This window comes from Wolbachia endosymbiont (group A) of Epagoge grotiana, assembly GCF_947251775.1.
Classification (GTDB): domain Bacteria; phylum Pseudomonadota; class Alphaproteobacteria; order Rickettsiales; family Anaplasmataceae; genus Wolbachia; species Wolbachia pipientis.
The window spans coordinates 1,494,144-1,516,155 of sequence record NZ_OX366387.1; the positions used below are offsets into that span (position 1 = coordinate 1,494,144).

Annotated in this window: 18 protein-coding genes, 1 tRNA gene and 3 pseudogenes; 15 read left to right on the forward strand and 7 right to left on the reverse strand. The window is 34.8% G+C overall.

Annotated features, from left to right (window positions below; genetic code table 11):
- The first annotated feature begins 16 nt into the window (after positions 1–16).
- Complete coding sequence (locus OPR50_RS07110) at positions 17–1,552, forward strand: lysine--tRNA ligase (RefSeq protein WP_264339080.1); 1,536 nt, start codon at positions 17–19, stop codon at positions 1,550–1,552.
- 1,286 nt (positions 1,553–2,838) lie between these two features.
- Here OPR50_RS07110 and alaS read toward each other — a convergent pair.
- Positions 2,839–5,472, reverse strand: coding sequence for an alanine--tRNA ligase (gene alaS, locus OPR50_RS07120; protein ID WP_265023999.1), 2,634 nt, complete (start codon positions 5,470–5,472; stop codon positions 2,839–2,841).
- Between the two features lie 165 nt (positions 5,473–5,637).
- Here alaS and OPR50_RS07125 point away from each other — a divergent pair, with 165 nt between their 5' ends.
- The 7 genes from OPR50_RS07125 to gpmI all read left to right on the forward strand — a co-directional run bounded on the left by OPR50_RS07125 (position 5,638) and on the right by gpmI (position 11,018).
- Positions 5,638–6,081 (forward strand): PAS domain-containing protein, encoded by a 444-nt coding sequence (locus OPR50_RS07125; protein ID WP_010962890.1) that lies wholly within the window; start codon positions 5,638–5,640, stop codon positions 6,079–6,081.
- Between the two features lie 98 nt (positions 6,082–6,179).
- Entirely contained in the window at positions 6,180–6,386 is a 207-nt protein-coding gene (gene rpmI / locus OPR50_RS07130) for a 50S ribosomal protein L35 (protein ID WP_007548610.1), read from the forward strand.
- Positions 6,387–6,406: 20 nt separating this feature from the next.
- On the forward strand, positions 6,407–6,772 hold the full coding sequence (gene rplT, locus OPR50_RS07135; protein ID WP_064125369.1) for a 50S ribosomal protein L20: 366 nt from the start codon (positions 6,407–6,409) through the stop codon (positions 6,770–6,772).
- Between the two features lie 12 nt (positions 6,773–6,784).
- Positions 6,785–7,684 carry a methionyl-tRNA formyltransferase gene (gene fmt / locus OPR50_RS07140; protein ID WP_265024000.1) on the forward strand — a complete coding sequence of 300 codons (900 nt, stop codon included), beginning with the start codon at positions 6,785–6,787 and terminating at the stop codon, positions 7,682–7,684.
- 80 nt (positions 7,685–7,764) lie between these two features.
- On the forward strand, positions 7,765–9,276 hold the full coding sequence (purH, locus tag OPR50_RS07145) for a bifunctional phosphoribosylaminoimidazolecarboxamide formyltransferase/IMP cyclohydrolase (protein ID WP_265024001.1): 1,512 nt from the start codon (positions 7,765–7,767) through the stop codon (positions 9,274–9,276).
- Between the two features lie 116 nt (positions 9,277–9,392).
- Positions 9,393–9,464 (forward strand) — tRNA-Asn (locus tag OPR50_RS07150).
- Between the two features lie 33 nt (positions 9,465–9,497).
- Positions 9,498–11,018, forward strand: a complete 1,521-nt coding sequence (gene gpmI / locus OPR50_RS07155) for a 2,3-bisphosphoglycerate-independent phosphoglycerate mutase (RefSeq protein WP_264339077.1) — start codon at positions 9,498–9,500, stop codon at positions 11,016–11,018.
- Between the two features lie 39 nt (positions 11,019–11,057).
- Here gpmI and fabD read toward each other — a convergent pair whose 3' ends face one another.
- Positions 11,058–12,038, reverse strand: a complete 981-nt coding sequence (fabD, locus tag OPR50_RS07160) for an ACP S-malonyltransferase (protein ID WP_155969147.1) — start codon at positions 12,036–12,038, stop codon at positions 11,058–11,060.
- 128 nt (positions 12,039–12,166) lie between these two features.
- On the opposite strand from fabD, the gene rpmE reads away from it, so the two are divergent.
- From rpmE to OPR50_RS07175, 3 genes are all read left to right on the forward strand, one after another.
- Positions 12,167–12,370: a 50S ribosomal protein L31 gene (gene rpmE / locus OPR50_RS07165; RefSeq protein ID WP_007548602.1), complete on the forward strand. Its 204-nt coding sequence runs from the start codon at positions 12,167–12,169 to the stop codon at positions 12,368–12,370.
- 38 nt (positions 12,371–12,408) lie between these two features.
- On the forward strand, positions 12,409–13,203 hold the full coding sequence (locus tag OPR50_RS07170; protein WP_006280584.1) for an NAD kinase: 795 nt from the start codon (positions 12,409–12,411) through the stop codon (positions 13,201–13,203).
- Between the two features lie 83 nt (positions 13,204–13,286).
- On the forward strand, positions 13,287–14,654 hold the full coding sequence (locus OPR50_RS07175; protein ID WP_264339076.1) for a hypothetical protein: 1,368 nt from the start codon (positions 13,287–13,289) through the stop codon (positions 14,652–14,654).
- A gap of 197 nt (positions 14,655–14,851) precedes the next feature.
- Here OPR50_RS07175 and OPR50_RS08955 read toward each other — a convergent pair.
- From OPR50_RS08955 to OPR50_RS07195, 3 genes and pseudogenes are all read right to left on the reverse strand, one after another.
- A pseudogene (locus OPR50_RS08955) lies at positions 14,852–15,594 on the reverse strand (IS3 family transposase); the annotation flags it as partial.
- 291 nt (positions 15,595–15,885) lie between these two features.
- Entirely contained in the window at positions 15,886–16,170 is a 285-nt protein-coding gene (locus OPR50_RS07190) for a transposase (RefSeq protein WP_041573518.1), read from the reverse strand.
- Between the two features lie 72 nt (positions 16,171–16,242).
- A pseudogene (locus OPR50_RS07195) lies at positions 16,243–16,895 on the reverse strand (IS630 family transposase); the annotation flags it as partial.
- A 63-nt stretch (positions 16,896–16,958) separates the two neighbouring features.
- Between OPR50_RS07195 and OPR50_RS07200 the strand changes: the two are divergent.
- Together OPR50_RS07200 and OPR50_RS07205 are read left to right on the forward strand one after the other, a co-directional pair.
- Positions 16,959–17,564 (forward strand): annotated as a pseudogene (locus tag OPR50_RS07200) (transposase); the annotation flags it as partial.
- Between the two features lie 197 nt (positions 17,565–17,761).
- Positions 17,762–19,087 (forward strand): IS4 family transposase, encoded by a 1,326-nt coding sequence (locus tag OPR50_RS07205; protein WP_265024004.1) that lies wholly within the window; start codon positions 17,762–17,764, stop codon positions 19,085–19,087.
- A gap of 119 nt (positions 19,088–19,206) precedes the next feature.
- Here the strand turns inward: OPR50_RS07205 and OPR50_RS07210 are convergent, their stop codons facing one another.
- Positions 19,207–20,079, reverse strand: a complete 873-nt coding sequence (locus tag OPR50_RS07210; RefSeq protein WP_007550039.1) for a hypothetical protein — start codon at positions 20,077–20,079, stop codon at positions 19,207–19,209.
- 115 nt (positions 20,080–20,194) lie between these two features.
- Positions 20,195–20,533 carry a glutaredoxin 3 gene (gene grxC, locus OPR50_RS07215; protein ID WP_007550037.1) on the reverse strand — a complete coding sequence of 113 codons (339 nt, stop codon included), beginning with the start codon at positions 20,531–20,533 and terminating at the stop codon, positions 20,195–20,197.
- 68 nt (positions 20,534–20,601) lie between these two features.
- Here grxC and ribF point away from each other — a divergent pair, with 68 nt between their 5' ends.
- Entirely contained in the window at positions 20,602–21,534 is a 933-nt protein-coding gene (gene ribF, locus OPR50_RS07220) for a riboflavin biosynthesis protein RibF (RefSeq protein WP_182309507.1), read from the forward strand.
- Positions 21,531–22,007, forward strand: a complete 477-nt coding sequence (gene lspA, locus OPR50_RS07225) for a signal peptidase II (protein ID WP_006279329.1) — start codon at positions 21,531–21,533, stop codon at positions 22,005–22,007. Before ribF ends, lspA begins: the two co-directional genes overlap by 4 nt.
- The last annotated feature ends 5 nt before the right edge of the window (positions 22,008–22,012 follow it).

Below are 22,012 nucleotides of genomic sequence, written 5' to 3' on the forward strand. Positions count from 1 at the left end.
TTATTTAATCCCGATAATGACAAATTGGCCATTTCAAGAAGCAGAAAAAGTATTGCAAGAGTTTCCTAATAAAAAAGAAATAATATTTGAAACTGGTTATGGACCCTCTGGTTTACCCCACATAGGAACCTTTGGAGAGGTTTTCCGCACTACAGTTGTTGTAAATGCATTAAAAAAAATAGCTCCTGGTATAAAAACCAAAATCATTGCAATTTCAGATGATATGGATGGTTTGCGAAAAATACCAGATAATGTGCCAAATCAAGAGATGCTAAGAGAGCACTTAAATAAACCATTGACTATGATACCTGATCCATTTGGCACTCATCAGAGTTATGGTCATCACATGAATTCATTGTTGTGTAAATTTCTTGATTTGTTTGAATTTGAATACGAGTTCAGGAGTGCAACAGAGTGTTATAAATCTGGCGTTTACGATGAAAAACTTTTACTACTGCTGAAAAATTATGATAAAGTGATGGACGTAATGCTTCCATCATTTCGGGAAGAAAGGCAGCAGACTTATAGTCCATTCTTGCCAATATGCCCAAAAACTTCTCAAGTTTTACAAGTTCCAGTAATTGAAACAAATACAGAGAAAGGAACAATCACATATGAAGACCCAAACGGGGAAAAAATAGAAGTTCCAGTGACAAAAGGAAAATGTAAACTGCAATGGAAACCTGATTGGGGAATGAGGTGGGCCGCATTTGGAGTAAATTACGAAGCTCACGGAAAAGATTTAACTCCATCTGCTGTGCTTTCAAGTCAAATATGTGAAATACTTGGAGAAAAGCCACCACTTCTGTTTTGCTACGAGCTTTTTCTTGATAAAGAAGGAAAGAAAATATCAAAATCAAAAGGAAATGGAATTTCAATTGAAGAGTGGCTAACTTACGCACCAACAGAGAGCTTAGCATTGTACATTTTTCAGAGTCCTAAAAAAGCTAAACGTTTATATTTTGATGTGATACCAAAATCAACTGATGAATATTTAGAATTTGTAAAGCGTTATCATGAGAACAAAGAAAAGGATATAAATAATCCTGCTTGGCACATTCACCAGGGCAATGTTCCCAGTATAGAAACTTCAGGCATAAATTTCTCACTACTTTTAAACCTAGCAGCAGCTTGTAATGCTGAAAACAAAGAGATCCTATGGGGTTTTATATCCTCTTATGCACCAAACGTTACACCAGAAAATAATAAAATGCTTGATAGACTTTCAGACTTTGCAGTAAAGTATTATCACGATTTTATCAAGCCAACAAAATCATATAAAACTCCAAATGAAAAAGAAAAAGCAGCGTTACTAGATTTGAAGGACACTTTACATTCTCTATCTACAACTGCTACTGCTGAAGAAATTCAATCTCAGGTATTTTCTATTGGAAAAAAATATGATTACACCAACTTACGTGACTGGTTTCAGCTATTATATGAAACGTTACTTGGCCAAAAAACCGGTCCAAGAATGGGATCTTTCATAAAGCTTTACGGAATAGGTAATACGATTTCTCTCATAGAAAGCGCTACTAAATGTATACTTTAGAGTTTACCTCCTTTCATTTGAGCTCTTTAGTTTTAATAAGAATTCCTTGACAAACTCCGCTAGCCCCCTTATCATGAAACTGGAGCTATTGTATTTGCTTTCGCCAATCTGCAGATTAAAAGGTAAGGATTACTTAATGTATCGGCGTCTTATGTTCAATTTTTTGCAGTATATAGATACTGTATGTCTTTACAAAACTTCATCTACATCTAGATTTTTATCTAAATAAGCTGAACGCGCTTATAAAGCGTTACAAGACATCAAAAAATGCCAATACTCGACAGAGATAGTAAAAGACTAGCTAACTCGGGGATTCTTTGTCTTTTTTTCTGCTTAGTAAATTTCTTAAACATTTGCAGCGTAAGTTAGTTGCAATTAAAAGCAGCTGAATTTCGCTTGTCAAGCGTTTAAAACATAAAAAACGCCAATATTTTAAAGCGGATAATAACCACGGGGCTTCTTTTGCCTTTTTTTTCATTTGGTAAATTTCTTAATGTTTGTGGCTGAACGACAACCGTCATCCCGCTACTTGTTAGCGGGATCTCTTGTTAGCGGCTGAGATACCGCGAATGAATCGCGGTATGACGGTTCGCGGCGGCATGACGATAAGGTTTATACCTTGTCATCCCAGTGCTTGACACTGGGATCCAGCTTTCTTTATAAATTCACCAAAAGTGCTTCATTCTATAACGCAAAACCCATACTCACCAAATCCAATGCATTACTTGCAATTAAGTTTCCTGGATCCCAGTGTCTGGGCACTGGGATGACACCATCATAAAGGAATCAGTGTCAGCTACTTTCATGACACCATTCTTTTTCCTGGATCCAAGTAGTCGAGCTACTTGGATGACAGCTAGCCTGACAACCGTCATCCCGCTACCTGTTAGCGGGATCTACGCTAAGAGATACCGCGAATGAATCGCGGTATGACGGTTTGCAACGGTATGACGGTTCGCGGCGGCATAGTAATTCGTCATCCCGCTGCTTGTTAGCGCTTACTATTACCCACAAATAAAAACATAATATTGTATTTACTCAAATAATTTAATTTTATTAACCTGAAAGCTTATTAGATTAAAATTATTAAACTAAGAGTTATAATTTTAGCAACTAAAAGCTGTAAATTGCACCATATAAACAGTTATTTCAAGCAAAAGTTATGCCATTAAGAGCTATGCAACAAACATTTATATTTGTGGGTAATAGTAAGTTGTTAGCGGGATCTCTTGTTAGCGGCTAAGAGATACCGCGAATGAATCGCGGTATGACGGTGTAGACGATGGTTAAGTATCCCGCTGCTTGTTAGCGCCGCGGCGGTATGACGGTTCGTGGTGGTATGACGTAGAGTGCTTAGAAGCTGCTATTTTGCTATAAATGGCTGTAATGGCATCATCTATTTTATTGCTATCACAGCCTGTTTGTGCAAATTCAGCATTCCCACCACAGTTCTTTTCAACTGCTATGGATATTAGTTCTTTTGCGCTAATCTTATTGATTAAGTCTTTACTTACTTTAATAATCAAGACTGTTTTATCTTTTTCTGTTGCCGTGAAAGCTATTATCGTTTTTGGTTTTTGTTGCTGCAAAACAAACTCTCTTATTACATTTGCTGGAATATCAGTGAAAGTGTGGCTTATAAAATTTATTCCATTTATTTCGGTGCTTTTTATATTCTCTGCACTCACAAGCTTTTTATATAGGTTTTTTATTTTGGTTTCGGATTTTTTGTGTTCTTGACTTAAAATACTTAATCTGCTTGTTATTTCACTCACTGGCGCTTTTACGAATTCTGCAACTTTTTTTAAGTTAATTTCATTATCACGTACATAATTGATTGCTTCCTGAGCAGTTAAAGCTTCAATTCTCCTCACTCCAAAAGCAACAGAACTCTCTGTTACTATCTTAAATAAACCGATTTCTCCAGTATGTTCAACGTGCGTGCCACCACACAGTTCCCTTGAATCTCCAATCTTCACTACTCTTACTTGATCGCTATATTTTTCGCCGAATAACGCCATAGCTCCTTCGTCTATTGCCTGATTCATGCTTTGAATTTTTGTAGATGCGGAAAGATTTTCTCTGATTAGAGAGTTTACCATATCCTCTACCCAAAACAACTGATCTTGAGTCATTTGAGTGTTATGGCTGAAGTCGAATCTCAGTCTATCTGGTGCAACTAGGGAACCTTTTTGAGTGACATGATCACCTAGAATTTTTCTGAGTGTAAAGTGCAGAAGATGTGTAGCTGAATGATTTCTTCTTAAGGTTTGCCTTCTTTCCTTGTCAATGCTTGCTGCAACTGTGTTACCTTTACAAATTGAACCGAACTTAACTATGCATCTGTGCAAATATAGGTCATTAACCTTATTGGTATTCTCGACTATAATAATACTTCTATCAGATTTGATCAGACTGCCAGTATCTCCCACTTGTCCACCTGACTCGCCATAAAAAGGTGTTTTATCAAGTATAATGGTTATCTTTTCTCCCTCCTTTGCAGAATCAATTACTTCATTTTTAGAGGAAACTATAGCTAGTATTTTCGCATCACTTACTTCATTGAACTCATAACCAACAAATTTTGTTTTGCCAAATTTATTGATCAAATCAAACCATACTTGCTCAACAGATTTTTCACCAGATCCAGCCCATTTAGCACGTGCTCTCTCTTTTTGTTCTCCCATTGCATCATCAAAACCCTTCTGGTCAAAATTTATTTTTTTCTCTTTTAAAATATCAAGTGTAATATCCAAAGGAAATCCGTAGGTGTCATATAGCTTAAACGCTGATTCTCCAGGCAAAGTATCGCCCGATTTTAAATCTGTAGTGAATTTCTCCAGGAGATTGATACCTTTCATCAAAGTGTCTTTAAAGTTTTCTTCCTCTGATTTTAACGTCGTTTCTATTAAGCTTTTAGCTCTGACTAATTCAGCTCCCATATAAGCCGAACTCGTGCTATCTATCAACACTGGAAAAATACGATGGAGTAGGGAATCATTATATCCAAGCAGGTGAATATAACGTGTGGCTCTCCTAATTAATCTGCGTAATACGTAATTCCTGCCCTCATTTCCAGGAAGCACTCCTTCTGCGATGAGAAATGCAGCCGCGCGAAGATGATCTGCTATGATCTTATGCGCTATTTTATTTTCCGTTCTTCCACAGTACTCTTGTGATTTACTTATCAGAGCAGAAAATAGATCAATATCATAGTTATCATGGACGTTTTGCATAACAGCCGCTATTCTTTCAAGGCCCATTCCAGTATCGATGCATTTTTTTGGCAATTTGTGTAAATTACCTTCTTCATCTTTGTTAAACTCCATGAATACCAGATTCCAGATTTCAACAATTCTATCGCCCTCTTGTAAATTAGGACTCCCATGGTCATAAAAAATTTCAGAACATGGACCGCACGGACCAGTGCTTCCCATACTCCAAAAGTTATCATCCGTTGTAATTCTTATGATTTTATCACTTGAAAAGCCACTTATCTTACGCCAAATCTCGTACGCCTCATCATCAGTATGGTAGACGGTTATGGATAGTCTGTTTTTATCAAGAGATAACTCTTTAGTGATAAATTCCCACGCAAATTCTATCGCAGTTTCCTTAAAGTAATCACCGAAGCTAAAATTTCCGAGCATTTCAAAAAATGTGTGATGCCGAGTTGTATAGCCAACATTTTCCAGATCATTGTGTTTACCGCCTGCTCTTAGGCACTTTTGACTTGAGACAGCACGTTTCATTTCAGTTTTTTGAGCACCAGTAAAAATATTTTTAAACTGCACCATACCAGCATTTGTGAACATGAGCGTTGGGTCATGTTCTGGAATCAAAGGAGAAGAAGAAACCTGCTCGTGGTCATTATTTACAAAAAATTTTATAAATCTTTCTCTGATTTCGTTTAGCTTCATCGTTTTTATTGAGGTTATCTATAAATAATAAGTTGTAATGGAAATAAAATCAATACCACTCTCTAGATCTCAGAACTTCTAGTGACATGCACCTTGTGGTAAGAAAAAATCAATATATTCACGATAAATTTACCTCATATCTGTGTTTTATATGTGGAAATTGGAATGGAAATTTATGTAGGCAAAGAAAAAAGAATAGCAAATGTGGTGACTCAACACTGGAATGACATAAAAGGATCAGACAGAGATTGGCCAGAAAGGCATGAAATAGACACTGCAGAAATAATGGAATCATGGCAGCATTGTTTTGTCATTGAAGTCAAGGATCAAGGTTATATTTGTGAAAATGCAGGAGAAAAGGCTGTTGAATTCTATGGTTTTGAGAAAAAGACGCGCATTGATAATAAGTATGCAATTGATGCACCATTTTTGCGACTATATAAAATAGATGCAGTTATTGATAAACTTGATACTGTAATAGAGAGTAAATGCCCGATCAATGAAGAGGAAGAAAGTGAAAGTGTTAAAATGAGGCAAGTATTGTTGCCACTTGGGAATAAAGAAGGTATAACACACATATTGGGCGTAATTACTTTTAAACTCCTTTAATATACAATTTTAATTTGATTCTTTAATAAAATTATTTATACTAATGCTTAATTACTATTAAAGAACTCAATAGTAGTGCTTGTAAATTTATTTGGAATATGAAGAAAATAAAATTAAAAACCAAATCTTCTGTGAAAAAGCGCTTTCACCTTACAGCTAAGGGTAAAGTTATTTCTACTCAGTCAGGCAAAAGGCATGGCATGGTAAAGAGAAGTAAATCTAATATTCGTAATCAGCGCGGTACAACGATTCTTGGTAAATCTGACTCGCGTATAGTTAAGCTTCATATGCCTTACGGTATTTAACAAAATGGAGGTAAAATAAAATGGCTCGGGTAAAACGTGGAGTCACTACTCACGCTCGTCATAAAAAAATATTGAAACTGGCAAAGGGTTATAGAGGGCGCGCAAAAAGTTGTTATAGAATTGCATTACAAAGAGTTGAAAAAGCACTGCAATATGCTTATAGAGACAGAAGAACCCGTAAACGTGATTTCCGTAGCTTATGGATAATACGTATTAATGCAGCAGCAAGAGAGCATGGGCTTACTTATGGTAGGTTTATGCATGGTCTTACACTTGCCGGCATTGATTTAAATAGAAAAATTCTTGCTGAGATGGCCGTTAATTATAAGGATGATTTTGCCAAATTAGTAGAAGCTGTAAGTGGTAAATTAGCAGAGAATTCTTAAAGCAAAGACACCATGAGAATTATTTTCATGGGGTCACCAGGATTTGCTGTTAATTCTCTGAGCTTGTTACTGAAATCAAAGAGCGAAGTGGTGGCAGTATACACCAAGGCTCCAAAACCTTCGGGGCGTGGACAGAAGCCAACGAAATCTCCAGTACATGTTATCGCTGAAGAAAGTAACATAGAGGTATGTACTCCTATCTCTCTAAAGTTTTCGGCAGAGCAAGAAAAATTTAGAAATTTCAAACCAGACGTTGCAGTTGTAGCCGCGTATGGGTTGATACTTCCAAGAGAAATTTTGAATATTCCAAAATATGGTTGTATTAATATTCATCCTTCATTACTACCAAGGTGGCGTGGTGCAGCCCCGATACAGCACACAATTTTAGCAGGAGATCAAGAAACCGGGGTTAGCATTATTCAATTGGATGAAGGATTAGATTCCGGCCCTATTTTAAAACAGGAAAAATTTCTTATCGAAAAGAACGATAATTACAAGACATTGCATGATAAATTATCTAAGCTAGGCAGTGATTTACTGCTGAAAGTGCTAAACGAAATTGAAAAACAGCTTCCCTTAAAACAGAACGATAACAATGCATGTTACGCTGACAAAGTGGAAGACTATAAAATTTATGCAAGTGATGCCTGTGAAGTTGCTTATAGAAAGGTTAAAGCGTTTTACCCAAAAGCATTCATTAAGATAGAAAGTAAACGTATCAGGATACTTGATGCTGACTTTGAAGCTCTCGCTTCAGAACAAGGTAAGATTGTTAACGATAATATGCACATAAGTTTAAAAGGTGGCACTTTAATTCCTAAAGTTGTACAAATGGAAGGGAGAAATCCTTGCAGTATTGAAGATTTTATTCGTGGCTTGAAATCAAGCATGGTAAAAAAATTTATAGAATAGACTGCTTTAAATTAGTGTAGAAATGTAATAGCTAAATTTCCTTTTCTTAGATATAATCTTAAAAAACTTTCCATATAAAAATGAAAATAAAAAGAGCTTTAATATCAGTATACGATAAAACGAATATAATTGATCTTGCATCGTTTTTAACGCAGCAACAAATAGAAATTCTTTCAACGGGCAATACTTATAAAGTGCTATCTAGTGCAGGAATAAAAACACAAGAGGTCTCAGATTACACACAATTTCCAGAGATACTGGGTGGTAGAGTGAAAACTTTACACCCTAAAATTCATGGAGGAATACTTTATGATCGAGAAAAGCATAAAAAGGAAGTGCAAGATCTAGGTATTGAGCCAATAGACCTGCTGATAACTAACCTATACCCATTTTGGGAGACAGTAAGTAGCGGCTCAAATGAAGAGCAAATTATAGAACAAATTGATATCGGCGGAGTGGCGTTAATTAGAGCTGCAGCAAAAAACTTTCGTTTTACTTCAGTTATTTCTAGCATTCAAGACTACGAAGCACTAAAAGCTGAGATGATAAAAAATAACAATGAAACAACATTGGAATATAGAAAACACTTAGCAACCAAAGCATTTGCTCTCACTGCACACTACGATTCTAATATTCACAGTTGGTTTTTATCCCAGAGTAAAAATAATGAGTTACCAGAGTTTTTCGCACTATATGGGCATAAAGCACAAGAATTAAGGTATGGTGAAAACCCTCATCAAAAAGCTGCATTTTATAGCAATCAATTCACCAAATATCCGCTGGAAAAAATACATGGAAAAGAGTTGAGTTATAATAATATAGTAGATATAGAGTCCGCACTTAACATAACTTCTGAATTCGAAGAACCTGCAGCAGTGATAATCAAGCATAATAACCCATGTGGCGCTGCTATTGGTAATAATGCTTTGGAGGCATATGAAAAAGCTCTATCGTGCGATGAAGTAAGCAGTTTTGGTGGTATAGTTGCCTTAAACCGGGAGATAGATTTAAAGCTAGCAGAAAAATTAAACGAGATATTTTTGGAAGTAGTGATAGCACCATCGGTAAACAATGAGGCACTAAAAATTTTACAAAGAAAGAAAAATTTAAGAGTGATTATTCATAAATCTTTTCAACAAAATGTGAAATACCAAACTAAAAATGTTGTTGGTGGGTTTTTGGTGCAAGAAAATAATGACCACACAATAAAAGCAGAACAAGTAACAGAATGCACTGCAACAGACAAAGAAAAAAAAGATCTTATTTTTGCCTGGAAAATATGTAAGCGTGTGAAATCCAACGCAATAGTTATAGCAAAAGATGGTTGTGCTATTGGCATCGGTGCAGGGCAAACAAGCAGAATAGATAGTGTGAACATTGCAGTGAAAAAAGCAGGTGAAAAATGTAAAGGTGCAGTGCTTGCTTCAGATGCATTTTTTCCATTCCCAGATAGCATAGTAGAAAGCGCAAAACATGGAATTACAGCTATAATTCAGCCCGGTGGCTCGCTGAAAGATCAAGATGTGATAAAAGCTGCAAATGAAAATAAAATTGCTATGTTTTTCACCGGCATTCGTAGCTTTTTTCATTAGGCTTGTATCTCATGTCAATGTACACTTTTTCGCGCATTTAACATTGTTTTGATCATAATTGTATACAAAAACCATTTACAATCAGCGCTCAATATGATAAATTGAAACCAGTTTATTCCTCGGTAGCTCAGTGGTAGAGCAGTTGGCTGTTAACCAATTGGTCGCTGGTTCGAATCCGGCTCGGGGAGCTCTTCTCTGTGAAATTCTAGTATTGATTTTGTATGAACATTAAATCAGTCGTTTTATGTATACTAGATGGCTGGGGAAATGGAGTAGAAAGCAGTAAATACAATGCTATTAGCAACGCAAATCCACCCTGTTGGCAATATATTAGCTCTAATTATCCAAAATGCAGTTTATCCGCCTGTGGAGCTGATGTGGGGTTACCTGGTGGTCAAATAGGTAATTCAGAAGTTGGCCACATGAATATTGGCAGTGGTAGAGTAGTAATGCAAAGCCTTCAGCGCATTAATCAAGAAATTGGAACAATAGAAAACAATGCAAATCTACAAAGTTTTATTAGTAATCTAAAAAGTAAGAACGGAGTATGCCATATAATGGGATTAGTGTCAGATGGCGGTGTTCATTCGCATCAAAAGCATATTTCAACTTTAGCAAATAAAATATCACAGCATGGAATAAAAGTGGTGATACATGCATTTTTAGATGGCAGAGACACATTGCCAAATTCAGGAAAAAAATGCATTCAAGAATTTACAAAGAGTATAAAGGGAAATGACACAAGAATTGCTACTGTTTCTGGGCGTTACTATGCTATGGACCGTGACAACAGGTGGAAGAGAACAATCGAAGCTTATGAGGCTATCGCATTTGCAAAGGCACCTTGTCATGATAATGCAGTATCGTTGATTGAGAATAACTATCAAAATAACATAACTGATGAGTTTATCAGGCCCGCAGTAATAGGTGATTATCAAGGTATAAAACCAGAAGATGGAGTGCTGTTGGCTAACTTTCGTGCTGATCGAATGATACAATTAGCAAGTATTTTGCTTGGCAAAACAGATTACGCTAAGGTAGCAAAATTCTCTTCAATTTTAAGTATGATGAAGTATAAAGAAGATCTCAAAATTCCTTATATTTTTCCTCCTACTTCTTTCGCTGATACTCTAGGACAAACAATAGAAGACAATAAATTACGACAATTACGTATCGCCGAAACCGAGAAATACGCTCATGTGACTTTCTTTTTCAATTGTGGAAAAGAAGAACCTTTCTCTGGTGAAGAAAGAATACTCATTCCCTCACCAAAAGTTCAAACTTACGATTTGCAGCCCGAAATGTCAGCCTTCGAGCTCACAGAAAAGCTTGTAGAAAAAATTCACTCCCAAGAATTCGCACTGATAGTTGTAAATTACGCTAATCCTGATATGGTAGGACATACAGGTAATATAAAAGCAGCCGAGAAAGCTGTGCTAGCTGTAGATGATTGTCTTGCAAAAGTGCTGAGTGCTGTTAAAAAGTCAAGCAACACCGCGTTAATTGTCACTGCAGACCATGGTAATGTGGAATGTATGTTCGATGAAGAAAATAATACACCTCATACAGCACACACTCTAAATAAAGTGCCATTTATTGTGTCTTGCAATAATCTAAAACTAAGAGACGGAAGGTTATCTGACATTGCCCCTACTATTTTACAGCTACTTGGAATTAAAAAACCAAACGAAATGACAGGCAGTTCGTTGATTTCTTGCATTACCCTCTGTCATTCCAGCTAGGCAGCGTTATGCACCGGAATGACATCAAATAGATGTGTTTTAACTTAATCCAACTTTTAAATTTTTCGCTGTTAGTACTAATGATTCATTAAAGAAGCTGTCAATATCACCAATACTATCTATATTTTTTGTACTGATAGATTGGTCAATTCTTTTGACCAAATTAGATAAAACTTTATTAGGGCCAATTTCAACAAATTTGTTAATGCCACGGCTTGACATATACAAAACCATTTCTCTCCATTTCACTCTGCTTACAACTTGCTTGGCGAGTAAAGTTTTTATAACTTTGGGATCACTCTCCTCTTTAGCTGTAACATTTGATATCAAAGGAACTATAGGACGGGTTATTTTAATACCCTTCAAAAACTCCAAAACTTTTTCATCAGCAGGTTTCATAAGAGATGAATGAAAAGGCCCACTAACCTGTAATTTAATTAGTTTCCTCACACTCGAGTTTTTGAATAAATCGGGTAACATTTCAAGAGCTTCTCTAGTGCCACTTATAACCACTTGTCCGCCACCGTTATCGTTTGCAATTTCACAAATTCCGTCAATTTGAACTGATTTCAATATATCTTCCACTTCATTTATCTCTGCTCCAAGCAACGCAACCATTCCGCCTTTACATTTCAGTGAAGCTTCATGCATTGCTTCGCTGCGAACTTTCAGCAGCTTGATTGCAGACTCAAGCGTTAACGCTCCTGCAGCACACAGCGCTGTATATTCGCCAACTGAATGCCCACAAACATATTTAACATTGTGATCAGTGAAAAGAGATTTGCCAAACACATGCTCCATAACACGTAGCATTGCAATTGATACTGCCATTATAGCTGGCTGAGCGTTTTCTGTAATGGTTAATTCTTCAATAGGACCGTTGAAGATTAAATGAGACAGCTTTCTATCCAATATGCTATCTACTTCATTAAATACTTGTCTTGCAACGGAAAACTCACTATATAAGCTCTTTCCCATTCCTACAAACTGAGAGCCCTGACCAGGGAAAGCGAAAATCATGATAATTATTACTTATTCCTTATTAAGTATAAGATTTTATTTATTTTTTGTCAATATTTTAGAATAATGATTGACTTAGTGAATTAAGTTCACTAGAATGTTAACTGACTAAAAGTTTATAAACAACAATGAATTATCATAAAATTATTATAGTTATGACAGACGGTCAAGAGTTTGAAACTCGTTCCACTTATGGAAAGGAGGGAGATAGGGTAAAACTTGATAGAGATCCTCTTACTCACCCTGCATGGACTGGAAGTTTGACAAGCGGGTTAGCAAGTAAAACTAGCAAATTAGCTAAGTTTAACGATAAATATGGAAGCATTTTCTAATTCTCCTCCTCTTTAAGTTTTAGAGAGTTTACTGAAGCATGCATAAATACAAAAATATAGGCTATGTTGCTTCTCCATCACCAAAATCGCAGGAAGTATCTAAACTATTAAAGAAACTTAATTTTATCAATATAACAGAAGAAAATAAGTCCGAAATCGATCTATTGATAGTTGTTGGCGGTGATGGCTTTATGCTACGCACTTTGCACAATTACGTCATAGAAAATAAAAACATGCATGTGTATGGGATAAACACTGGCAATGTTGGGTTTTTGATGAATAAATGCTTTAGCTGCAGTGAAGATTTAATTGATCATATAGAGCATGCAACTTCAACTCAGTTAACTTTGCTAAAAATGGAAGCAACAGACACAAGTGGCAAGAGATATCATTACATAGCAGTAAACGAAGTATATGTTTTTAGAAAAGCAAACCAAATAGTAGAAATGAATATCACTATTAATGATAAGCTAAAAGTAGAAAAATTTAGAGGGGACGGAGTAATATTATCTACTCCCACAGGTAGCACTGCATATAACTTCTCTGCCGGTGGCCCAATCTTGCCGCTAAATTCAAATTTACTTGCATTAACCTCTATCAATAGCTATTACCCAAGGCATTGGAATGGAGCGTTAATATCAAACGATACAATCGTACAAATTGACATTAACGACACAAAAAACCGTCCAGCACTTGTAGTATCAGATTACAAAGAATTTCATGATATATCACAGATAAAAATACAAAAAGACCATGAGAACACAATCACTTTGCTTTTTGACAAAGATTACCCTCTGAATGAAAGAATCTTTGATAGACAATTTCTATACTAATAATTATCCGTAAATTGGTATTTACTATATCTTAATAACTATAGCGTAATCAATGCAGCATAGTAATTAATTTTGGAGTGAATATGCCTGGACCAGTAAATGAAGAACAAACAGTAACATTAATTTCTTCCACATCAATAAGTGAAGATGGCGAGATAACACCAGGAATTTTACCAATACCAGCACTTAGGACAAGTACTCCGAAAAAAAATGATGAAAATACAGCTTTAGAAGCTTTGTTAGAGGAAGAATTTAAAGAGAAAAAAAACAGCAATGCTAATTCAAGAGATCCGTTAACTCTTGAGACTCAAGTATCACCTCCTTCCCTAGAAGAAACAAAAGGTGAAGAAACTCATGTTGACGTGCCACAAAATTCAACTCTAAGCAGATCACCTTCTCAAGAGACAGTATTTAGTCCACCTTGGAATAGTGAAATATTAGAAGATTTACAAAGAACTAACAGCTCAAGTATACCTCCAACTGGCTCACTACCATCATACACAAGCGCAGCAGATGGCTCTAAAAAGTCTTTGCTTACAAATAGTAAATTTAACATAAATGACGATGCAATTTTAAAAAATAAAAAAACAAACAGATTCTTGCCAAGAGCAAAGTATGCCATGCAGCAGAAGGGTTTTATAATTTTTGGTGCAAGTGCTATTATACTCAGTATATCTGCAGCTTTATTATATTTACAAGATAAAGCAAAATTTATTGCATTTTTTACAAACAGCCCAAAATATATCACTATACCAGTTATCGCACTTGCTGCATTGCTTGCAATTGGTCCAATATTTTTTGCAACAAGGCAATTTATAGATACTGAAGAACATTCCATTCAAAAAAAAGATGCGGATAAAATTTTAGCTGAGGTGTTGGAGCACCAGCCAAAAGATAAAGCTATAAAATCTGTAAGACTGGAATATAGCAATGGCACTCATTCAAATTTTGTACTTAATGCTTGGGAAGCTAAACAAGGCTTCACTAACATTGACGAAAAAGTAATTACTAGAACTAATAAAATAAAATCAGTAATTAACGACAGACCAATATTTACTGCATTATTTACTGGTGTAGTTGCTGCAAATATAGCGTTTCCTCTAGGGCTACTTGCAACACATGGTGTTAATGGTGTACAAAAATTTTACCAAAACCCTTTGACTAATAACATAGGATTATCATTACTTATAGGTTCTGGTATACTTGCATTATCAATTATATGTCTTGGCGTGCATTATTATAGAAAAACAAATTGCACTAACCTTATATATTCTGAAGAAGAGATTGATCCTAAAGATGTTAATGGGAAATTCATTGAGGAAATAAAACGAGAAAGAACAAATGTTCTTGGGGAAAATCACAGTAAAGACGCTAAACGCAGCAGCTTAACGCTTGAGCAAGTTGTGGTTCAATCTCATAATTGTAAGGATATTGTTTATAGTGTCGGTTAATAAAATGCATGATATAGCTAGTGCAGCCCTACGTCATACCGCTGCAGACCGTCATACCGCGATTCATTCGCGGTATCTCTAGATCCCGCTAACACGTAGCGGGATGACGATTGTCAGGGTAGCACCTCCCTCCCCTGTCATCCAAGTAGCTGACTGACCTTACCCAGAAAAAGTGGAGAGAAAGTTTGGAATGTTTTTCACAAAGAGAATGATGAATCAAAATGCTCAGGAATGCAATAGTTAATAGTGACGTTGTTTGTTATAAAAAATTTCTATGTATTCAAATATTGCAGTTCTAGTTTGTTGAGCAGAGTGTTGTGAAGTATCAATAAGTATTTCTCTTTTCAATGAGCTAAAGAAGCTTTCCACAACAGAATTGTCGTAACAACAACCTTTATAACTCATCTATGTTTTTTATGGATAAGAGATATTGATAACCTTGCGAAGTATATTGTGAACCTTGATCACTATGTAATAGTAGATTTTTGGCAGGTTTACGCTTGTTAACGGCCATTAATAAAGAGTCCATAACCAATTGTTTATTTATTGAACTGCTCATTAACTACCATGCGTGAATATAGATCGATTATTGTTGCCAAATATAGCCATCCTTCTTTGGTTTTTATATAAGTAATCCCATACTTTATTTGGTTGATCGACAATAAAGTTTTGGTCTAATATATTGGGAGCTACTGTCCGTTTGTTGTTTCTTAATTTTAAATTTTCTTCTCAATATAGCCTGAATACCATTTTTCTGCATAATACTTTGCACTGTTTTTAAGTTGCAACTTTTACCCAAAGCCTTTAATTCAGCATGAATTTTAGGAGCTCCATATCTACATTTAGAAGCTTGATATATTTTTTGAATATCTGCTAATAACTCTTTATTTGCTGATTCTCTACTGCTTATTTTCCTTGTAGTCCACTTATAGTACTTACTATTACCCACAAATATAAATGTTTGTTGCATAGCTCTTAATGGCATAACTTTTGCTTGAAATAACTGTTTATATGGTGCAATTTACAGCTTTTAGTTGCTAAAATTATAACTCTTAGTTTAATAATTTTAATCTAATAAGCTTTCAGGTTAATAAAATTAAATTATTTGAGTAAATACAATACTATGTTTTTATTTGTGGGTAATAGTAAGCTTATAGTAGCCACTAGCAGAAAACCCTACATAATTCCTGCACTTTATAGTGTTTACTATGCTCTTTTATGAAAAAATATTTTACTCTTTTTGACTGGCCAGGGCTTTTTTTAAAATGTCTCTTTCTCTTGTTACTTTTGCTAACTCTTTCTGTAAATCAAATCTCTCTTTGTCATAAGGTGCTACATCTGGAAATGCATTTGCCGCTGACTTTTTTTCGTTATATTTCTTCATCCATTTTCCTAATACACTATCCCTTATTCCTAGATCTCTTGCTACTTTTGCAACTGGTTGACCTACCTTTCTTTGTTCATTTGCCAGCTTAACAGCTTCCAATTTGAATTCTGCCGTATATTCTCTTACCATTTCTAATCCTCCAAAATTTTATTTTACCCGAAAAAACTCCTTTCTTTCTCTCCACTTTTTCTGGGTAAGGTCAGTCTGTCCAGGTTCCAAGATCGGTGTCAAAAATTGCTCAAACCATCCATTAAAAACATCCATATTACAGTGGCCTTCAAAGGTTAACGGAACAACTATCTTTCTTCCACTTAAGGCTGCAACCATACTGATTCGTTGAGTTTTCTTTCCAGATTTTAAGGCATAAAACCGCTGTCCTTTCTGGCAATATCCGTAGGGGTAGTCTTCGGTGTTATCAATGCCAGACTCATCTATATACACTAAGTTTTTAGGTTCTTTTGTCGCTATAATTTTCAAAAATTCAGCACGTTTTTCTTCGTTTCTTTCCTTGTATCCATATGTCTTTTTTTGCGCGTAAATCCAATTTTTTTAAGGGCTCGATAGATCGTTTGGATACTAACGTTGTTCCAAAGTTTAGCCATTTCCGATAGAGTCTTTCCTCCGTGTTCTCTGGCAAATTTGGCAAGGGTATCCCAGTCGGTAATTTTGTGATTGTAACCCCCATTTCCAAGTTTTTTTGATTGAAAGTCTCCTGTTTCTTTTCTTCTTTGCTGCCACTCCCATAAAGTAGTTCGTCCAATCTTAAATCTTGCTGCCACTGTTTCTCTGCTTTCTCCTTCGTCTAGCGCTTCCATTGCTTTTTTTCTTAAATCATAACTATATGCTGCTGGCATTCAACCTCCTTATCATCATCTACCCTTATCCTATCACATCCGGACTTTTATGGAAAGAGCTATAATATGGAAGATATCGAAATTGCTATAGACAGTACAGGAATTAGTATATACAACAACACACAGCAAGGAAAATAGCACTGACAGAAAATATCGTGGCTATGAGCAAACGAGAAAATTGCACGTAATGTTGAATATAAACAACAAAAAAGCCATAGCTGTAAAATACAGTAACGGTGTCTACTCTGATCACTATGGAGCTTGTGATTTGCTAAAAGAAGTTGATTTTCAGCATGCTATAAAAGCACTATATGCAGATAGAGCGTGTGATAGGCGCAAGTTTTATAAGTTGTGTAACGAATATGATATAAAGACAAAAATTCCACCAATAAACAATGCGGCAGAACATCCAGAAATAGATTATATGTCTAACAGGAATGCTGCTATTAGGTTAATAAAATTATACGGTGAAGATGGCATGAAAGAATGGAAAAAAGAAGTAAATTATGGGAAAAGATCTTATATTGAAGGGTTTTTCTCAAGATTAAAGCAAATATTCGGATTTAGTTTTAGGAATAAATCTGAGATAAATCGAGAAAAAGAACTAAATGCTATTTGCTTAATAAATTCACTGATATTGGTATGGCTAAATTTGAGATAGTTACATGAATTTACCATAAATCACCATCTCATAAAGTGTGATGCAACAAAGCCATCCCAGTGTCAAGCACTGGGATGACATCATCCTTTTTTGGATTCCAGACTGGAATGACAGCCATACGCGTCAAGTTAAGGAAATAAAGGTATGAAAGAGATAGAATAATAAGGTATAAGTTCTCCCAGATATACTTTTAGTGAGAGAACCAATGAATAAAATAACTTGCTTATCAAAAAAGCTCAAAGAATTTTTTAATGAAAAAGCAGAGAAAATCTCAATTACAACAAGGTTTATGAAAAGAAAGAGAAAGCTAAAAGGTTCATCATTCGTAAAAGCCATGGTCTTGGGTAATATAGGAGTTGATAATTGTAGCGTAGAAACAATGTGTCAATTACTAAACGAGGACTCGATAGATATAACAAAACAAGGTTTGGATTTTAGATTTACTGAAGAAGCAGTGGAATTTATGAAAAGGATGTATAATGAATCTGTGATTCTCTTTAAAAATATCTTGCAAGTTGATTGCAAAATCTTACAGCAATTTAATAGTGTTAAATTATTGGACAGTAGCTATATTACTCTACCTAACAGTATGGAAGAGATGTATAAAGGTTATGGTACTAGCTACAGTGGCTATGAAAGCAATACTAAGTCTGGAATAAAGTTACAATTAGTTTTCGACTACATGAATCAGATAATAGACCAACTTAATTTAACGGAGGGGGTAAGATCAGACCAGGGATATAGGAAACATTTAAGTAATATATTAAGCAATGATTTGCTAATATCTGATCTCGGTTATTTTGTGCCAAGTTCTTTTAAACAAATCAATGAAATAGGAGCTTATTTCATAAGTCGTTATAAATCCGATACCAACATATATGATGTAGAAACAAATCAAAAAATGGAGTTATTAGAATGTTTAGAGGATAAGTTATTTTTAGAAAACGAGGTATTGTTAGGAAAAGAAGCAAAAATTAGAGTAAGAATTATATGTCAGAAACTAACTGAAGAACAGTCTATGGCCAGAAGAAGGAAAGCTAATAGATTAGCAAGATCGCAGGGATATACATCCTCTAAAAGAAATCAAAAATTGTTGAACTGGTCAATATTTATAACTAATGTTCCAGAAAATAAAATTAGTGCTGAGCAAGTATTAACGATTTACAGAGTAAGGTGGCAAATTGAGTTATTATTTAAATTGTATAAAAGCCATATCAGGCTTGATAAGCTAAAAGGAAAGCCATGCAGAGTATTATGTGAACTATATGCTAAATTGTGCGCAATTCTTATATTTCACGGCATAGTTGGTTGCACAGAAGTGAAAAAGAATACAGAACTTAGCTTAACAAAGGCATTTATTGAGCTAAAAAGGCGGGTTAGAGAGTTATTTTTAGTATTAACCAAAATTAATAGTTTAAAAGCATTTCTTAAAAAACTCACTATAACTTGGTCGCGATTTTCATTAAAAGACAAACGTAGAAGGGCTAGAGTATCCACTTTAACCTCTCTAAATTTGCTCACAATCTCTTAACTTGACGCGTATGGTTCATACAGCTATGTACATAGCTGGAACCCAAAAAAAGAACCAAGTAGCCAAGGCTACTTGGATGACAAAAGGTAATACAAGAAATCTATTGGCTCTCGTATATCTTAGTGAAACTTAACAAGTTTATCTATAGTTTTAGTGATGATTCTTGGAGTATCCGGAGAAACTGCTGAGCTCAGCCTATTTAACCGCTCTATAGCGAACTCGCTATTCTCATTTGCTATGAAATCACATAAAATATTTTCTATATCCTTAGTAACACTTTCATGCTTTCTCAGAGGATGATTATGTGGATACCTACTGATGGTTTTGATACTGGAATACTCAACAAAAGCTTGATCCTTAAAAGCAAGTTGTCTCAATTTCTCTTTGAATTTTCCTTCTTCCTCTTTTGCTAAAAGGCGAGACTTTATCAGTGATTTTATAATCAAATTTATAGCTTGATGTATTTCAGAATGCACTATAACTTTAATGGTATTTTCTTCTACTATACAATCATAAATATTTTTTTCGCTCTGTAACGACTCTATTAATTTCTTGCTACTTTGTGAATTCAATTCCAAATTCTCCTCACTCATAGGAGTTATTATGAAGGTGTTCTTACTCACTCTGATGTTAAATTGTGGAGAGCCTTCAGAAAAGGAAAATGCTACATCCTTAAATTCAAGTGCATGATTGTATGCAGCAAAAAGGGTGTGTGCTATAACACTGCTGGGCACCTTCATTCCATGTTTACTCAGGTGGTTCAATACATTTTCAACCTCATGATATGTAAAGTCTGTATCTTTTAGCAATTCAACAACTTCTATGCCGTTGTGTTGTTTATACTCTATTCTCACTTCTTCTGTAAAAAGTGTTTTAGCTGCTATATGTTTATCAAGCACTGTGAAAATCTTGATGAAATTCTCTAAATCTTGTTTGTTAACTAATTCGATACTAATTAAGTTTCTGCTAATAATTGAAATATTTTTTGTCATTTTTTCCCACTAAAAAAACTCACTTAATGAATTGTATTTTTAATTCATTAAGAATTGTTTAAAGTGAGCATACTAGTTTTCATTTACGTATTACACGACAAAACAAGATAAAAAGTTACATAAAATCATCATGTGGTATAACACACTCTCCACATTCATCATTGCTGTTTGTGTAGGTTGTGACATCAGTGTGATTGTCATTATTATTTAGCATATCATCCAACTTTCCTTCTTTTTCAAGATCCATCAATTTGTCACACCCCCCAATGTGCTTATCGTTGATAAAAATCTGTGGAACTGTTCTAACGTTATACTTTGATTTTATGTCGTTAAATAGATCTGAGTTTTTGAGCACATCAATTTCTTCATACTTCACACCTTTTTTATCTAGTAAATCCTTTGCCCTTATGCAGTATGGACAGCCCTTCTTTACATATATCACAACATTTTTCACAATTTATCTCCGTAGCTTACTAAAATATAGTTATTATATATAAGAAACATGTAAAAACATCAAATTGTATGAAAATTATTTATAATTGTGAGCAAGGAATAGAAAATAATATAGCACTAACCTTCGGAAATTTCGATGGCATTCATTTAGGACACGAGTTTGCAATTTCTACTCTAAAGAAGGTAGCACAAGAAAGAGGATTACCCTCTGCAGTTTTAACTTTTGAGCCTCACCCATCAACTGTTTTATTTGGTAGAAACAATTTTAGGTTAATAGACCAAGAACAAAAAAAGGAACTGATCAGCAGCTATGGTATAGATTACTTGTATATTATTAATTTTAATAGAGGTTTTTCTGAGGTTGGCTGCGATGACTTTATCAGTAAGATTTTAATAGATAAATATGGCGCTAAACACATAATTGTCGGAGAAAATTGCACTTTTGGTCATAAACGATTGGGTAATATATTAACTCTAGAGAAATATTCTGAAACGTATGGATACTCTTTGACTAAATTAGAGCCATTAATAATTGACGGCAAAATTTGCTCTTCTTCTTCAATAAGGGAGTATGTACAAAGGGGCGAAATAGAAATTGCTAATAAATTGCTCGGCAGGCCTTATCAAGTTTCTGGTGTTGTGACACAAGGTGCATGTAGAGGTAGAGAAATAGGATTTCCAACCATAAATATTCCTATAGAAGATTGCATGATAAAACCTAAATTTGGCACATATTACGCTAGAGTGACTTTTCCTGATAGTAATCCAAATTGGTTATATGGAGTAGTCAATATTGGTATGAGACCTACTTTTAAGGATCTGAAAAAGCCTATAATAGAAATGCACATATTCGATTTTGATGAAGACGTATATAGTCATAAAGTCAATATACAACTTTTAAAATTCATAAGGTCAGAAAAAAAATTCCATAGTATTGAGGAGTTAACAAAACAGATAAATTATGATATACTTAAAGTTTATAGGTTAAAGGCAAATTTATGAAAAAGTTATGCTTAGTTGTTATATTAATTATAGTATTGATTGACCAAACGAGCAAATTGTACATAAACTCATTGATTGATGAAGGAGAATCAATTGAGATCGCTAGTTTTATAAAACTAGTTGAAGTTTGGAATTCAGGTATTAGTTTTGGAATGTGTAGCGCTTTACCACATGGCGGTTTCTTTTTTTCAGCATTTTCAATACTAATAATTGGTATACTTGCATATTTGATATACAAGTCTGACGATCAGTCAACTTACCTTGGTTTTTCTCTGATGATTGGTGGAGCAATCGGAAACGTAGTTGATAGGATCTATTGGGGAGCTGTATATGATTTCATATATTTTCATATTGATGATTGGTATTGGCCAGCCTTTAATTTAGCAGATTTATCTATAGTTTGTGGAATGTTTACATTGTTATATAAGTGGTATATATACGATATGCTTATTTCTAAACAAAATGAGGAATAAAATAA

Bases quoted from the DNA above. Each gene is read 5' to 3' on its own strand.
- OPR50_RS07110 (WP_264339080.1), top strand. From the start codon at position 17: ATGACAAATTGGCCATTTCAAGAAGCAGAAAAAGTATTGCAAGAGTTT.
- alaS (WP_265023999.1), bottom strand. From the start codon at position 5,472: ATGAAGCTAAACGAAATCAGAGAAAGATTTATAAAATTTTTTGTAAAT.
- OPR50_RS07125 (WP_010962890.1), top strand. From the start codon at position 5,638: ATGGAAATTTATGTAGGCAAAGAAAAAAGAATAGCAAATGTGGTGACT.
- rpmI (WP_007548610.1), top strand. From the start codon at position 6,180: ATGAAGAAAATAAAATTAAAAACCAAATCTTCTGTGAAAAAGCGCTTT.
- rplT (WP_064125369.1), top strand. From the start codon at position 6,407: ATGGCTCGGGTAAAACGTGGAGTCACTACTCACGCTCGTCATAAAAAA.
- fmt (WP_265024000.1), top strand. From the start codon at position 6,785: ATGAGAATTATTTTCATGGGGTCACCAGGATTTGCTGTTAATTCTCTG.
- purH (WP_265024001.1), top strand. From the start codon at position 7,765: ATGAAAATAAAAAGAGCTTTAATATCAGTATACGATAAAACGAATATA.
- gpmI (WP_264339077.1), top strand. From the start codon at position 9,498: ATGAACATTAAATCAGTCGTTTTATGTATACTAGATGGCTGGGGAAAT.
- fabD (WP_155969147.1), bottom strand. From the start codon at position 12,038: ATGATTTTCGCTTTCCCTGGTCAGGGCTCTCAGTTTGTAGGAATGGGA.
- rpmE (WP_007548602.1), top strand. From the start codon at position 12,167: ATGAATTATCATAAAATTATTATAGTTATGACAGACGGTCAAGAGTTT.
- OPR50_RS07170 (WP_006280584.1), top strand. From the start codon at position 12,409: ATGCATAAATACAAAAATATAGGCTATGTTGCTTCTCCATCACCAAAA.
- OPR50_RS07175 (WP_264339076.1), top strand. From the start codon at position 13,287: ATGCCTGGACCAGTAAATGAAGAACAAACAGTAACATTAATTTCTTCC.
- OPR50_RS07190 (WP_041573518.1), bottom strand. From the start codon at position 16,170: ATGGTAAGAGAATATACGGCAGAATTCAAATTGGAAGCTGTTAAGCTG.
- OPR50_RS07205 (WP_265024004.1), top strand. From the start codon at position 17,762: ATGAATAAAATAACTTGCTTATCAAAAAAGCTCAAAGAATTTTTTAAT.
- OPR50_RS07210 (WP_007550039.1), bottom strand. From the start codon at position 20,079: ATGACAAAAAATATTTCAATTATTAGCAGAAACTTAATTAGTATCGAA.
- ribF (WP_182309507.1), top strand. From the start codon at position 20,602: ATGAAAATTATTTATAATTGTGAGCAAGGAATAGAAAATAATATAGCA.
- lspA (WP_006279329.1), top strand. From the start codon at position 21,531: ATGAAAAAGTTATGCTTAGTTGTTATATTAATTATAGTATTGATTGAC.